This is a genomic window from Rhodanobacter thiooxydans, from assembly GCF_021545845.1.
In the GTDB taxonomy this organism is placed as follows: Bacteria; Pseudomonadota; Gammaproteobacteria; order Xanthomonadales; family Rhodanobacteraceae; genus Rhodanobacter.
This window is the reverse complement of sequence record NZ_CP088923.1, coordinates 3,690,060-3,703,748: the sequence shown is the minus strand read 5'-3', so window position 1 is coordinate 3,703,748 and position 13,689 is coordinate 3,690,060. Positions and strand designations below refer to the sequence as shown.

Below are 13,689 nucleotides of genomic sequence, written 5' to 3'. Positions count from 1 at the left end.
CTGGTACCGGGCGCGGTGTCGGTCGCGATGGTCCGGCTCAGCTCAGCGCGAACGCGTCGCGCGTGAGGTTTTCCGGCGCGCCGTCGGTGCACACCACGTCATCCTCGATGCGGATGCCACCGTACTGGCGGAACGCGTCGACCTTCGCCCAGTCGACGTCGGCGGCGACCGGCTGGTTGCGCAGTTCGGCCAGCAGCATGTCGATGAAGTACAGGCCGGGCTCGATCGTCACCACCATGCCCGGTTCCAGCACGCGGGTCATGCGCAGGTACGGGTGGCCGTCCGGGCGCGCGATGCTGCCGCCGTGCTCGCTCTGCTGGAAGCCGGCGACGTCGTGCACCTGCAGGCCGATCGGGTGGCCCAGGCCGTGCGGGAAGAACGCGCTGCTGACGCCGGACTCGACCGCGCTTTCCGCGCTCATGCGGATGAAGCCGTGCTCGCGCAGCACGCCCGCGATGACGTGGTGGGCGTGGATGTGCAGCTCGGGGTAGCTCTGCCCGGCGCGCACCTTCGCCACGAAACCCTGCTGGGCGGCGTCGAGGCTGTCGATCAGCGCCTGGAATTCGGCCGCGTGGGGCGCGGCGTAGGTGCGCGTGATGTCGCTGGCGTAGCCGGCGGCGCTGGCGCCGGCGTCGATCAGGAACGAGCGGCTTTCATGCGGCGGTGTGCGGTCGAAGTGCGTGTAGTGCAGCACCGCGCCGTGTTCGTTCAGGGCCACGATGCTGGCGTAGGGCAGTTCGGCGTCGATCTGGCGCGCAGCGGCGAGGTAGGTCAGGTGGATGCCGAACTCGCTGCGGCCGGCGCGGAAAGCGGCCTCGGCGGCGCGGTGCGCGCGCGTGCCGATGCGGCTGGCTTCGCGCATCAGCGCCAACTCGTACGGGGTCTTGTACGAGCGGTGCCAGTGCAGGTAATCGAGCACCGCTGGCGGGTTGTTGACCTCCACGCCGTCGATGCCGGGGCAGGCCGGGGCAATCACCGCGCACCTGCCGGCCGGCAGCTGCGCGACGGCTTCCGCCGCGCTGCGCACGGTGACGATGTCGAAGTACTCGACCCAGTAGCCGCGCGGCGCTTCCGGCACTACGTGCCAGTAATCGCGCGGCTGCACGAACACCAGCTTCGGTTTCGCCCCCGGGGTGTACGCGACCCAGCTGCCCGGCGCGCCGTCCAGCGGCAGCCAGTGCCTGAAGTGCGGGTTGGCGATGAATGGGTAGTCCTGGTCGTCGAGGAACTTGCGCAGCGGCGTGCCGGCGGCGACCAGCAGGTGGTCGAAGCCGCCCAGCGCGAGGGCCTTGTCGGCGCGCTCGCGCAGGGTGGCCAGGTGGTGCGGATACAGCGGGGCGGCCTGCTCGTGCATGGTGACTCCTCGGCGGCGCGGGCGGATCGGCGGCGGCCAGTGGCCGCGTCGCGCGGGCGCCGGCGCGGCCCGTGAACGGGGAAGGGGAAACAGGTGACCATGATCGCGCGTACGCGCGCTGCCCGCCAGCGAACGACGGGCGGAGGCGGCTCAGAGGGTGTCGACAAAACAATCAGCTTGCGAGTCTAGTGGCGAGGATACGCGCTTCGACTAACCAGACCCAAGCCACCGGCGCCCATGCGGAGCGATCATGGTGCACCATCAGTCGCCGGGCGCGCTCGTTCCAGGCATGAGTGCGCTCAACAACCCAGCGTTTGGCAAGGACGACGAAGCCTTTGGCCACGGGGTCGGGCAGTAGCGGAAGCTGTGCACCCTGCCACGATCCCGTGTTGCGGTTTTGCGGGTGGCGAACGATCTCGACCTTCAAGCTCGGGTGCGCGGCCTCGATGCCTTCCTTGCACTTGCCGGCGTAGGCGCCGTCGGCATAGAGCTTGAGCAGTCCAGGAACCTTGGCAACGGCTTGATCCACAACGGCGGGCGCGGCATCGCGATCCTGCACACTGGCGGCGGTCACGCTCACCGCCAACAACCACCCGAGCGTGTCCACCAACAGGTGGCGTTTGCGACCCTTGACCTTCTTGCCGGCGTCGCGTCCAGTCATGCCGCCTTGCGCGCTGCTGCGGTTGCTTTGTGCGTCGATCACGCCGGCCGTGGGCTCGGGCTTGCGGCCTTCGCGTTCCCGCCACTGGGCGCGCAGACGATCATGCATGGCTTCGAACAAACCGGCCTTCGCCCAGCGGCTGAACGTCTTGTGGACACTGGCCCACGGCGGGAAGCTCTTGGGCAGCAAGCGCCAGGCGCACCCCGTGCGCACCACATAACAACAGGCGTCGACGACGCGTTTGCGCGCATAGCTTACGGGCCGCCCCTGCCCGCCATCGCGCTCGAACAAGTCAGCCACCCACGCCCATTCCGCGTCGGTCAGGTCGGTGTTCATGCCGCTGGCACCTTCCTTGCGCCGATGCCTTGCCGTATAGCCATAGCGTTGGGGTGCACCATCCGCCGGCGTGGGTTCCGGCTTGGCGATGGCAGGCTTCGCCTTGTGGATACCGGCCTGCCGCAGCGCCTTGCGCACCGTGGCCGAACAGACCTTGACCTTCGTTTGCTCACGCAACGCGCCGGTCACCTCGTCCAAGGTCGCGTGCGGCGATGCCTTCACGATGGTACGCAAGGCGGTGACATGCCCTGCGTTCAGGCTCGGCTTGCGCCCTCGTTTCACCGGCGTCGCCTCGGTCTTGCTCATTCAAACCCGCCCAAAGTGCCTGTTTACGGCATGTTCGCAGCCTATTTTTGTTTTGTCGACACCCTCTCAGAGCTTGTGAAGAAAACCACATCCCGTGGTTTTCTTCGATCGCGAGTCCGGTACACGCCCGGACCCGCTCACATGAAACAGTCACTGGCGTGACTGTTTCATGTTCGGCCGTCGGGCAACCGCTCCTGGGTTGCCTCAACTCGGGCATCCATGCCCTCGCCATGCCCTCGCCGCGGCTGGCCTGAGAGGTTGAAAAAATCACAACCTCTCAGTCCTGCGCCAGCCAGCTCTCGATCCGCGCGGCGTCGGCGTCGGTGATCGCCACGATGCGGTAGCCCGCCCAGATCTGCCCCGAACTGGCGGCGGCTTCATGCCACTGCTCCTGGATGCCGACTTCGATCGGTTGCGACGATGCCAGCATCCGCTCCGCACCGGGCAGCGTCAGGCTGACCTGGTACAACGCTTCGCTGCGCGGCGCCTGCGCGCCGATCAGCAGCATGCCGGTCATCGACAGGTTGCCCAGGTGGCCGATCGGCAGGCCGCTGATCGCGTCGGTGACCACGGCGTTGGCGCTGGCGCGCTTGCGTTCGGCGCGGCGCTGGTCGCTGCTGCTCATCGGTGTGCGTCCTCCGGCGGGGCGTGGCGGCGTGGCGCGGTGGCCTGGCGCAGGCTGCCGGTGAGGCTGCGCCAGGCGCGGTCGAGCAGGCTCTCCGGTTGCGCCGGTACTTCGCAGGCGCGACCGCTGGCCACCTCGCGGGCCAGCTGCGCCAGGCTCGTCTCCTCGCCGCGCTGGCCGCGCTGGCTGACCAGCAGGCAATGCCCGGAGACCGGCGAGTACCAGGCCAGCTTGCGCCGGGCGATCCGCCCGCTGGCCGGGTCGACGAACTCGAACCAGCTGCCGAACGGCAGCTGGCGCAGGTGCTGTTCGATGTCCCGTTCACGCGGGCTGGGCTCTGGCGCCGCGGCCGGCGGCGCCAGCGCCGATTTCTGCGGCGGAGCGGACTGCAATTCGCCGAGGCGCTGATGCTGCTTCAGGCGCAGCGCGAGGTCGGTGGCGCTGGGCAGCTCGCCGACAGGGTCGGGGGCACCCGCGCCGAGCAGCCGCTGCGCCACCTGCACGGCTTCCTCGGCGTGCATGCCGATCCGCTGCAGGCCGGCTTCCACCTCCGCCTGCAGCTGCCGGCGGTCGCCCACCGGCAGGCGGCCGAGCAACTGGTCGGTGATCGCCAGTTGCGTGTCGAACGCCTCGCTGTCCTCGCCATGCCGCAGCAGGGTCAGAGCCAGCACGTCGGACCAGGCGCGGTCGAGCAGGGCGCGCAACAGGCCGCGCGGCGGCGACAGCGCGAAGCGTTCGGCCATCAGTTCGCCGGCGCGGTGGCGGGCCTGGTCCAGCCGCTCGCGCCCCTGCGCGGCTTCCACGTGGCGCCGTTCGGCGGCCTGCGCCTTGCGCGTGAGCAGGGCCAGGTGGTGTTCGATGTCGGCCAGCAGCGTGGTGTACAGCCCCGCACTGGGCGGTTCCCGGCTGGCGCGGGCGACCAGTTGCTCGAGCTTGCTGGCGAGTGGGCGGTTGCTCTCGTCGTCGCTGCCGTCGAGCCAGTCGTTTGCGGCGGCAGTCACCGTGTCGAGCAGCCGGCGCGCCGGATGCTCGCGTTGCTCGAAGAAGCCGCGGTCGGTCACCGCCATGCGCAATACCGGCAGTTGCAGGTCACCGAGCAGCTGGCGGGCGTTGCCGCCGCGTTGCAGCTGCTGTCCAAGCTGTTCGAACAGCCGCGCGACCAGTTCGACCTTGTCGCTCTGCTCATCGCTCAGGCGGGTGCGTGGCGCGTCGCCGGGCTTGCCGGCGTTGAGCTGGGCCAGCAGCTCCTCGCGCAGCCGTGCCGCGCTGCGCAGTTCACGGCCGGCCTGGTCGGTGAGCTGGGCCAGGTGTTGCTGCAGCGCGCCCAGCGCGGATTGCAGCTCCTGTTCGCTGGCGGCGCGGCCGGCCGCCTGGCCGCTGACCCCGCTCTGGCTGGCGCGCTGGCGCGCGAGCAGGTCGCGCAGGGATTCAAGCACCTCGATCGGCGCGCCGCTGCCGGCGCTGACGCCGGTGTGGGGTGCGCCGGTGGGCGCGGCAGCCGGTTCGCTGGCCGCTGCAGCTCCGCTGCTGGCAACAGGGCGCGATCGTTTGCCGACGTGGCGCGGGATGGGGATGCTGCGCAGTTGCGGCAGGATGCCGTCGCCCTGCAGGTGCGCATTGATGACGTCGTACATCGGCGCCAGCGCCTGGATCACCCACTGGTCGAAGTGCTGCAGCAGCATCAACTGGTGCTTCAGCGGCAGTTCCAGCTCCGCCCCCGCCTCGTGGCAGGCCCGGGCCAGCGCGTAGGGACCCAGCGGCAGCGCCAGCCCCTCCAGTGGCGGTGCACCGATCAGCACCGCCAGCCGATGACCCAGCTCGTACAGCACACTGGCGTGGCGCACCTCGCCGCGGACGCCCAGCTGTTCCTGGCTCATCGACACTTCCTGCTCGCCGGGGTCGACCAGCGCCAGCGTCTGCCACGGCTTGGGGCTGGCGGCGGCCGGCGCGGACCGGGCGCTGTCGATGCCGTTGAACGCGCTGCCGATATGCAGGACGAAACGTTGCGTGTAGGCGGCGCGGCCCTGCAGCACACGCTGCCGGCTGGAGAAGCAGTCCTGCTGGTCGCCGGCATGGTGCGCGCGCTCGGCTTGCGCGAAAAGCTGCTTCTCGAACTCGCTCAGGCAGCGCCGCAGGGGTTCCTGCAAGCCGTCCACGCACTGATGGCAGCTGGCTTCCAGCAGGCGCTGCGTACGCGCCGGCCAATGCGCATTGCCGATGCGGCTGCCCTGATGCAACGCGGACGAATGACGTCGATCGTGCCCGACATCCATGCATGAACCCTGGTGAATCCCCCGAAGCGGCAAGTCTATGCCGGTTGCGGCAGCGACGCCATCCGCGCGGGTGGCCGCAGCGCGCTTTTCAGTCCAGGAAAAGGCCGATCACGTCGTTGAGGAAGCGCTGGCCCAGCGCGGTGGTGTGCAGCCGCTGCGGGTCGTCGTGCAGCCAGCCGTGCCGGCGCGCCGTTGACAGTGCGGCGGCGATGCGCGCCGACGGCAGGCCGGTGCGCTCGGCGAAGGCGGCCATCGGCACGCCGTGGACCAGGCGCAGCGCGTTGAGCATGTATTCGAACGGCAGCTCGTCCGCGCCGACCATGCTGTCGCCGCCGATCCGGTCCGGACCGCCGTTCGCTTGCATGTAGGCGCGCGGGTGGCGGCTCTTCCAGCGCCGCCGCACCAGGCCGCTGGCCGCGTCGCTGAGCTTGCCGTGGGCGCCGGCGCCGATGCCGAGGTAGTCGCCGAATTCCCAGTAGTTGAGGTTGTGCAGGCAGCGTCGGTCAGGCCGGGCGTACGCGGAGATTTCGTACTGGCCGTAGCCGGCCTCGGCCAGGCGCGCCTCGCAGGCCTCCTGCATCGCCCAGGCGTGGTCGTCGTCGGGCAGCGGCGGCGGGTTGGCGGCGAACACCGTGTTCGGCTCCAGCGTCAGCTGGTAGTGCGAGATGTGCGTGGGCGCGAGCGCGACCGCGCGTTCCACGTCGGTCAGTGCACCATCGAGATCCTGCCGCGGCAGCGCATACATCAGGTCGAGGTTGATGTTGGCGTAGCCGGCGTCCTGCGCCGATTTCACCGCGGCCTCGGCCTCGCTGGCCGAATGGATGCGGCCGAGCCGCCGGAGCTTGTCGTCGTCGAAACTCTGCACGCCGAACGAGATGCGGTTGACGCCGGCGGCGAGGTAGCCGTCGAAGCGACCGTGCTCGACCGTGCCGGGGTTGGTCTCCAGGGTGATCTCGGCGTCGTCGGCCAGCGGCAGCCGCTCGCGCACGCCGTCGAGCAGGCGCGCGATCAGCTCCGGCGCGAACAGGCTGGGCGTACCGCCGCCGAAAAAGATGCTGATCAGCGGGCGGCCTTCCAGCGCCGCGGCAAACTCGGCGCGGTCGGCGTCGAGGTCGGCCAGCAGGTGGCCGATGTAGGCGGCGTAGGGCGGCGGCTCGCTGCGCAGGCCGTGCGAGTTGAAGTCGCAGTACGGGCACTTCTTCACGCACCACGGCATGTGCACGTACAGCGACAGTGGCGGTGCGGTCAGCGACACGGCAGATGGCCGGGATGTGCGGATGTATCAGAGTAGTGGCGCATGAGGTCTCAGCAAGGCGACGGTCGCTGCCAGTTCGTGTCGCAAATAGCTGTCAAACAACTCTTCGGTCGTTCTCGGTGGGTTCTTGAGCGATGCGCGGTGACTGCGAACGGCCATAATCACGGCCGATCGGTCGATGCCGAAGGCATGCTCGATGAAGGTGTCGGGATGCTGTGCGGTGATTCCGTGTGGCGCGAGCGCGTTGTCAGGGAAATCCTTTAGGTTGTAGGTCACGATGGTTCCGGCGTGGCTGAAAATTGCTGCAGCAAGTATGTGGCGGTCGTCGGAATCGGGCAGGAGCAGCCCGTTCTCCAGATGTTCGTATCCCGTGATCAGGCAGTCGGGTATCGCTTCATCCATCAGTCGTCGAGTTCGCTCCAGATCGTCGCGGGAAAGATCGGGACGCTGGCGCACAATGCCCTGATCCATTCTTCGTGTACGCGCGCAGTCCAGCGCGCGCGGTACAAGCCACTCAGGGCGAGATGTAGCAAGAGATTGCGCAGGGATTCGCGGTACAACACGCAGGCGTCGAACATCGCGACGAAGTTCGACATGCCTCAATAGTCCAGATCGAGTTTTTGTGCCTGTTCGGCTAGGGCGTCCAGTGCTGCATGGCTCTGCATCAGACGTTGCTCGCGGTACGCCATCAGGTCGCGGAAATAGATACGTCGATGCGTGCCGACCTTGTGATGGGTCAGCTCGCCGCGATCGATCAAGCCGACCAGGTACGGCCGTGAGACGTTGAGAAAATCCGCGGCTTGCTGCGTGGTGAGCTCGGCATGGACCGGGACCAGGCTCATCGCGTTGCCTTCGGCCATGTTGGCGAGGATGTCTACCAGCATTCGCAGTGCCGCCACCGGCACCTCGATCTCCTGCTCGCCGTCGATCACGCGCAGGCGTGCGGTGGAGCCGTGGCCGATACAGGCCGCCAGCAGGCGGCTGCTGGTGCGCGCCAGTTCGGATTCCTGGGGAGTGGCGGGCAGGTTGACGAGTTGTTCGTTGCGCAGGGCGGTCATAGCAGAGCCTCCCGTGGATGGAGGACGAGCGTAACGCGGCATCGAAATAAACGCAATAAACGCAATAAACGCAAAAGCGAAACAAGCGAAAGCGGTACCTGTTAGTTACGGCGCCAACATCGTGGCGGATGCTGCCTGCGGCCAGCACCTTCATGCAGCCCGACACCAAGTCGTGGTGTGGTAGCGGCGGCGCAGATGCTTGCCCGGATCAGGCCGGGCGAAGTTTCGCGTGCAATTGCGCCAGCGCCTGGCCGCGGTGGCTGAGCGTGTTCTTCAGCGCCGGCTCGAGTTCGGCGGCGCTGCGCGACTGGCCGTGCGGCAGGAACAGCGGGTCGTAGCCGAAACCCCGCTCGCCGCGCGGCGCATCGAGCACGCGGCCGTGCCAGCGGCCTTCGGCGATCAGCGGGGCGGGGTCGTCCGCGTGCTGCAGCAGGACCAGCGCGCAGAGGAAGAATGCGCCGCGCTGCGCCGCCGGCACGCCGTCCAGCGCGCGCAGCAGCTTGGCGTTGTTCGCCGCGCTGTCGCCGTGCTCGCCAGCATAGCGTGCGGAGTACAGGCCGGGCGCGCCATGCAGGTGATTCACGCACAGGCCGGAGTCGTCGGCCAACGCGGGCAGGCCGCTGGCGCGCGCGGCGTGGCGTGCCTTGAGCAGCGCGTTCTCGACGAAGCTGAGTCCGGTTTCTTCGGCGTCCTCGATGCCCAGGCTCGATTGCGTGACCACCTCGAAGCCGCTGTCGGCGAGCAGCGCATTGAACTCCGCGAGCTTGCCGCGGTTGCTGCTGGCCAGCACGATGCGCTGTGTCATGGACTCACTCCGTCAACCTTTGGAAATGCGTGTAGGGCGGGCACTGCCCGCCGGCTGCTGGGTGGCAGGACGATGGCGGGCAGTGCCCGCCCTACGCTATCGGGCCAGTGCCGCGCGTTGCGCCGCGACCAGTTCGCCGATGCCCTTCCCGGCCAGCACCAGCAGCGCGTCCATCTCGTCGCGGCGGAACGCGTGGCCCTCGGCGGTGCCCTGCACCTCGATGAAGCCGCCGCCGTCGTTCATCACCACGTTCATGTCGGTGTCGCAGTCCGAATCCTCGGCGTAGTCGAGGTCGAGCACCGGCACGCCCCTGTAGATGCCCACCGAGACCGCGGCGACCGCGCCCACCACCGGGTTGCGCCGCAGGTTCTCGCGCTTCATCAGCAGGTTCACCGCGTCCACCAGGGCCACGTAGGCGCCGGTGATCGCCGCGGTGCGGGTGCCGCCGTCGGCCTGCAGCACGTCGCAGTCCAGCGTGATCACGCGCTCGCCCAGTGCCTGCCGGTTGACGCAGGCGCGCAGGCTGCGGCCGATCAGCCGCTGGATCTCCATGGTGCGCCCGCCCTGGCCGCCGCGGGTGGCCTCGCGCTGGGTGCGGGTGTTGGTGGCGCGCGGCAGCATGCCGTACTCGGCGGTGATCCAGCCCTCGCCCTTGCCGCGCAGCCAGGCCGGCGCGCGGTCCTCGATGCTGGCGGTGCACAGCACGCGGGTATCGCCGAAGCTGACCAGCACCGAGCCTTCGGCGTGGCGGGTGTAGTGGCGTTCGATGCTGACGCTGCGCAGCTGGTCGCTGGCGCGGCCGCTGGGGCGGATGACGGAGTTCATGGGCGGTCCTGGGGACGCTTGGCCGGATTGGGCAACGCGGACCGGAGAGTTTACCATTGCATCCTTTCCCCATGTCCGGAAGACGCCGATGATCCGCAGCATGACGGCCTATGCCAGTGCCGAGAACACCGGCCCCGCCGGCACGCTCAGCTGCGAGCTGCGCACGGTGAACCACCGCTATCTCGAGCTGAGCCCGCGACTGCCGGACGACCTGCGCGGCTTCGAGTCGCAGTTGCGCGAGCGGGTGGCGGCCAAGCTGTCGCGCGGCAAGCTGGACCTGACCGTGCGCCGCACCAGCGATGCGCGCAGCGGCTCGCTGCAGGTGGATCATGCGCTGCTGTCGCGCCTGTCGGAGCTGAACCTGGACATGGCCGCGCTGTTTCCCGGGCTGCAGGTGCAGTTCACCGAGTTGCTGCGCTTCCCCGGCGTGCTGCAGCAGGCCGAGGCCGATCCGCAGGCGCAGCAGGCGGCCTTGTTCGACGTGCTCGATCGCGCGCTGGACGCGCTCGCCGCCACCCGCGAGCGCGAGGGCGAGAAGCTGGGCGCGATCCTGCGCGACCGGCTGGATGCGATCGAGCGCGTGGTGGTCGACGTGCGCGGCTGGATGCCGGAAATCCGCGCCGCGCTGCGCAGCCGGCTGGAAGCACGGCTGGCCGATCTCAAGCAGCCGGTCGAGCCGGGCCGGCTGGAGCAGGAACTGGTGCTGCAGATCACCCGCACCGACGTCGACGAGGAACTGGACCGGCTCAGCACGCACATCGGCGAGACGCGCCGCGTGCTCGGCCTGAAGGAACCGGTCGGCCGCCGGCTGGATTTCCTGATGCAGGAGTTCAACCGCGAGGCGAACACGCTCGGCTCCAAATCGGTCGACGCGCGCAGCACCAACGCAGCGGTGGAGCTGAAGGTGCTGATCGAGCAGATGCGCGAGCAGGTGCAGAACATCGAATGAACGCCCCGCTCGAAGGCACCCTGTTCGTGGTCGCCGCGCCCTCGGGTGCGGGCAAGTCCACCCTGGTCAACGCGTTGCTGGAGCGCGAGCCGGGGATCTCGCTGTCGGTGTCGCACACCACGCGGCCGCCGCGGCCGGGCGAGCAGTACGGGCGGCACTACTACTTCGTCGAGCGCGCCGAGTTCGAGCGCGAGATCGCCGAAGGCGTCTTCCTGGAACATGCCGAGGTGCACGGCAACCTGTACGGCACCTCGCGCACTGCGGTGCAGCAGCTGCTGGGGCAGGGCCGCGACGTGCTGCTGGAGATCGACTGGCAGGGCACCCAGCAGATCCGCGCGAGCAAGCCCGATTGCGTCAGCGTGTTCATCCTGCCGCCGTCGCGGGCGGAACTTGAACGGCGCCTGCGCGGTCGTCGATCGGACAGCGCCGAGGTGATCGAGCGCCGCCTGCGCAATTCGCGCGGCGAGATCGCCCACGCGCACGAGTTCGACTACATCCTGGTCAACGACGTGTTCGACGAGGCGCTGGCCGGGCTGCAGGCGATCGTGCGGGCGGTGCGCCTGCGCAGCGCGCTGCAGTGGCAGCGGCATGAGGCGCTGATCGCCGAGCTGATGGCCGGAGCCTGAGACCCGTGACCGTTTTTACATGGTCTTCGCAGCGCGCTTCCATTACCTTGTCTCCTCTCCCCACGGCTTTCTCCGCCCATGACCGAAACCGTTCGCGCCACGCCTGACGACGCCACCCTGGTGCGCATCCGCGGCCTGACCACGGTGCTCGGCGGCAAGACCATCTTCGACGCGCTGGACCTGGACATTCCGCGCGGCAAGATCACCTCGATCATGGGCCCCAGCGGCACCGGCAAGACCACCCTGCTCAAGCACATCACCGGGCAGATGTACGCCGATGCCGGCAGCATCCACGTCGACGGCCGCAACGTGGCCGAGCTGTCGCGCGATGAGCTGTACAAGCTGCGCGAAGGCGTGGGCTACTTGTTCCAGAACTCCGCCCTGCTGACCGATTTCGACGTGTTCGAGAACGTGGCGTTCCCACTGCGCCAGCACACCAAACTGCCGGAGGTGCTGATCCGCAACCTGGTGCTGATGAAGCTGCAGGCAGTCGGCCTGCGCGGCGCGGCACGGCTGATGCCGAACGAGCTGTCCGGCGGCATGGCGCGACGGGTAGCGCTGGCGCGGGCGATCGTGTTCGACCCGCAGTTGATCCTGTACGACGAGCCGTTCGTGGGGCTCGATCCGGTCGCCCTGAACCAGGTGATCAAGCTGATCCTCACCCTGAACCGCACCCTGGGCATCACCAGCGTGGTGGTGTCGCACGAATTGGCTGCCGTGCAGCAGATGGCCGACCACGTGGTGCTGCTTTCCAACGGCAAGGTGGTGGCGCAGGGCGACCCGGCGACGATCGCCGACGACGGCTCGCCGTGGACGCGGCAGTTTTTCGGCGGCGAGGCGGACGGCCCGATCCCGTTCCGCTATCCGGCCGGCGACTACGCCACCGAGCTGGGCTTTGCCGGGGCGGCGAAATGAACGCACGCGCTCCGCGGCCCCGCAACGTGCTGACCCAGTCGCTGGCGCAGATCGGCGCCTGTGGCCTGTTCCTGTTGACCCTGCTGGCGGCGGTGCCGCGCAGCTTCCGCTACCTGCGCGAAACCATCCGCCAGCTGTGGTTCGTCGGCGCGATGAGCCTGACCATCATCATGGTCTGCGGCCTGTTCGTCGGCATGGTGCTGATGCTGCAGCTGTACCACGTGCTGTCGATCTTCGGCGGCACCTCGGCCAGCGGCATGGTGGTGGCGCTGTCGGTGTACCGTGAACTGGGGCCGGTGGTCACCGCGCTGCTGTTCGCCGGGCGTGCCGGCACCGCGGTCACCGCCGAGATCGGCCTGATGCGCGCCACCGACCAGATCTCGGCGATGGAGATGATGGCGGTCGACCCAGTCGCCTATGTCGCCACGCCGCGCTTCCTGGCCGGGCTGATCGCGATGCCGCTGCTGAGCTGCGTGTTCTGCGCCATGGCCATTTTCGGCGGCCACCTGGTCGGCGTGACCTGGCTCGGCATCGACAACGGTACGTTCTGGTCGAACATGACCGCCCAGGTCGACGTGCGTACCGACATCGTCAACGGCGTGCTGCTGAAGAGCCTTGCGTTCGGCGCGGTGGTGTCGCTGATCGCGGTGTTCCAGGGCTTCACCACGCCGCCGACCAGCGAAGGCGTGGCCTACGCCACCACGCGCACCGTGGTGGCGTCGTCGATCGCCATCCTGGCGCTGGATTTCGTCCTCACCGCCTTCCTGATGTGACCGCCATGACTTGTCGTTTTCCGAGGATTCTGCCGTGAGCCAACCGAGAAGTTCCTACGCCGTCGGCACCGGCCTGTTCATCGTGCTCGGCTTTGCCGCGCTGGCCTACCTGGCCACCCAGACCAGTTCGGTGGCGAACGTGCGCCAGGGCGACAGCTACGTCGTCGACGCGCAGTTCACCAACATCGGCCAGCTGAAGGAGCGCGCGCCGGTGAAGGTGGCCGGTGTGCGCGTGGGCCAGGTGCAGTCGATCACGCTGCAGCCGGGCCGCGACGTGGCCGAGGTGAAGCTGTCGATCGACAAGCTCCACGACAGGATCCCGCAGGATTCGGTGGCGACCATCTTCACCAGCGGCCTGCTCGGCGACCAGTACGTGGGCATCGAGTACGGCAGCGCGAAGCAGGTGGTGGCGGCCGGCGGCACGCTGGCGCGCACCAAGTCGACCCAGCCGCTGGAGGAGATGCTGGGCAAGTTCTTCGGCGCCGGCGGCGTGGTCGACAACGTCGGCGGCAGCTATGCAGTGAAGGCGAGCTTCACCAACGTCGGCACGCTGTCGGCCGGCGCGCCGGTGAAGATGGCCGGCGTGGTGATCGGCAGCGTGCAATCGGTGCATGCCGACCCGGTCAAGTTGAACGCCGACGTGGTGCTGTCGATCGACAAGCGCTACGACGCGATTCCCGACGATTCCTCCGCTGCGGTGTTCACCAGCGGTTTGATCGGCAGCCAGTATGTTGCGATCCAGCCGGGCGGTTCGCCCGACGCGCTCAAGGACGGCGACGAGATGATCCTGACCCAGTCCGCGTTGCAGCTGGAGGACTTGATCGGCAAGTTCCTGGTCAACGGTTCGCCCGGCGACAAGAAAGACGCCGGCAACGGCAACAAATAAAATAGCCCGCCATTCCCCGCCGGCTCGCCGAGCCGGTTAGCC

At 68.6% G+C, this 13,689-nt stretch carries 15 protein-coding genes; 5 read left to right on the top strand and 10 right to left on the bottom strand.

Going from position 1 to position 13,689, the window contains the following annotated elements; genetic code table 11:
- Nucleotides 1-37: 37 nt before the first annotated feature.
- The 10 genes from pepQ to rph form a co-directional block, all read right to left on the bottom strand.
- Nucleotides 38-1,354 (bottom strand): Xaa-Pro dipeptidase, encoded by a 1,317-nt coding sequence (gene pepQ, locus LRK53_RS16840; RefSeq protein WP_027492247.1) that lies wholly within the window; start codon nucleotides 1,352-1,354, stop codon nucleotides 38-40.
- A gap of 172 nt (nucleotides 1,355-1,526) precedes the next feature.
- Nucleotides 1,527-2,657 (bottom strand): IS5 family transposase, encoded by a 1,131-nt coding sequence (locus LRK53_RS16835; protein ID WP_235642382.1) that lies wholly within the window; start codon nucleotides 2,655-2,657, stop codon nucleotides 1,527-1,529.
- Between the two features lie 277 nt (nucleotides 2,658-2,934).
- Nucleotides 2,935-3,282: a PilZ domain-containing protein gene (locus LRK53_RS16830; protein ID WP_027492896.1), complete on the bottom strand. Its 348-nt coding sequence runs from the start codon at nucleotides 3,280-3,282 to the stop codon at nucleotides 2,935-2,937.
- Complete coding sequence (locus tag LRK53_RS16825) at nucleotides 3,279-5,555, bottom strand: DUF1631 family protein (protein ID WP_235642397.1); 2,277 nt, start codon at nucleotides 5,553-5,555, stop codon at nucleotides 3,279-3,281. Before LRK53_RS16825 ends, LRK53_RS16830 begins: the two co-directional genes overlap by 4 nt.
- A gap of 88 nt (nucleotides 5,556-5,643) precedes the next feature.
- Nucleotides 5,644-6,810 (bottom strand): radical SAM family heme chaperone HemW, encoded by a 1,167-nt coding sequence (hemW, locus tag LRK53_RS16820; RefSeq protein WP_027492895.1) that lies wholly within the window; start codon nucleotides 6,808-6,810, stop codon nucleotides 5,644-5,646.
- 27 nt (nucleotides 6,811-6,837) lie between these two features.
- Nucleotides 6,838-7,212 carry a VapC50 family PIN domain-containing toxin gene (locus LRK53_RS16815; RefSeq protein WP_221174209.1) on the bottom strand — a complete coding sequence of 125 codons (375 nt, stop codon included), beginning with the start codon at nucleotides 7,210-7,212 and terminating at the stop codon, nucleotides 6,838-6,840.
- The gene (locus LRK53_RS16810) at nucleotides 7,212-7,406 is read right to left on the bottom strand and encodes a hypothetical protein (protein ID WP_221174208.1); all 195 of its coding nucleotides are present in this window, start codon (nucleotides 7,404-7,406) and stop codon (nucleotides 7,212-7,214) included. The genes LRK53_RS16815 and LRK53_RS16810 overlap by 1 nt, the downstream gene beginning before the upstream one ends.
- Before the next feature lie 3 nt (nucleotides 7,407-7,409).
- Nucleotides 7,410-7,868 (bottom strand): helix-turn-helix domain-containing protein, encoded by a 459-nt coding sequence (locus LRK53_RS16805; RefSeq protein ID WP_027492894.1) that lies wholly within the window; start codon nucleotides 7,866-7,868, stop codon nucleotides 7,410-7,412.
- Nucleotides 7,869-8,076: 208 nt separating this feature from the next.
- Nucleotides 8,077-8,673 carry an RdgB/HAM1 family non-canonical purine NTP pyrophosphatase gene (rdgB, locus tag LRK53_RS16800; protein ID WP_235642396.1) on the bottom strand — a complete coding sequence of 199 codons (597 nt, stop codon included), beginning with the start codon at nucleotides 8,671-8,673 and terminating at the stop codon, nucleotides 8,077-8,079.
- 96 nt (nucleotides 8,674-8,769) lie between these two features.
- Nucleotides 8,770-9,498 (bottom strand): ribonuclease PH, encoded by a 729-nt coding sequence (gene rph, locus LRK53_RS16795; RefSeq protein WP_027492892.1) that lies wholly within the window; start codon nucleotides 9,496-9,498, stop codon nucleotides 8,770-8,772.
- 88 nt (nucleotides 9,499-9,586) lie between these two features.
- Between rph and LRK53_RS16790 the strand changes: the two genes are divergently transcribed.
- From LRK53_RS16790 to mlaD, 5 genes are all read left to right on the top strand, one after another.
- Complete coding sequence (locus LRK53_RS16790; RefSeq protein WP_008435059.1) at nucleotides 9,587-10,447, top strand: YicC/YloC family endoribonuclease; 861 nt, start codon at nucleotides 9,587-9,589, stop codon at nucleotides 10,445-10,447.
- On the top strand, nucleotides 10,444-11,073 hold the full coding sequence (gene gmk / locus LRK53_RS16785; protein ID WP_027492891.1) for a guanylate kinase: 630 nt from the start codon (nucleotides 10,444-10,446) through the stop codon (nucleotides 11,071-11,073). Before LRK53_RS16790 ends, gmk begins: the two co-directional genes overlap by 4 nt.
- A 78-nt stretch (nucleotides 11,074-11,151) precedes the next feature.
- Nucleotides 11,152-11,988, top strand: a complete 837-nt coding sequence (locus tag LRK53_RS16780) for an ABC transporter ATP-binding protein (RefSeq protein WP_027492890.1) — start codon at nucleotides 11,152-11,154, stop codon at nucleotides 11,986-11,988.
- A complete protein-coding gene (gene mlaE, locus LRK53_RS16775) occupies nucleotides 11,985-12,761 on the top strand; it encodes a lipid asymmetry maintenance ABC transporter permease subunit MlaE (protein WP_027492889.1) in 777 nt (258 codons plus the stop codon). The genes LRK53_RS16780 and mlaE overlap by 4 nt, the downstream gene beginning before the upstream one ends.
- A 34-nt stretch (nucleotides 12,762-12,795) precedes the next feature.
- The gene (mlaD, locus tag LRK53_RS16770) at nucleotides 12,796-13,647 is read left to right on the top strand and encodes an outer membrane lipid asymmetry maintenance protein MlaD (RefSeq protein WP_027492888.1); all 852 of its coding nucleotides are present in this window, start codon (nucleotides 12,796-12,798) and stop codon (nucleotides 13,645-13,647) included.
- The last annotated feature ends 42 nt before the right edge of the window (nucleotides 13,648-13,689 follow it).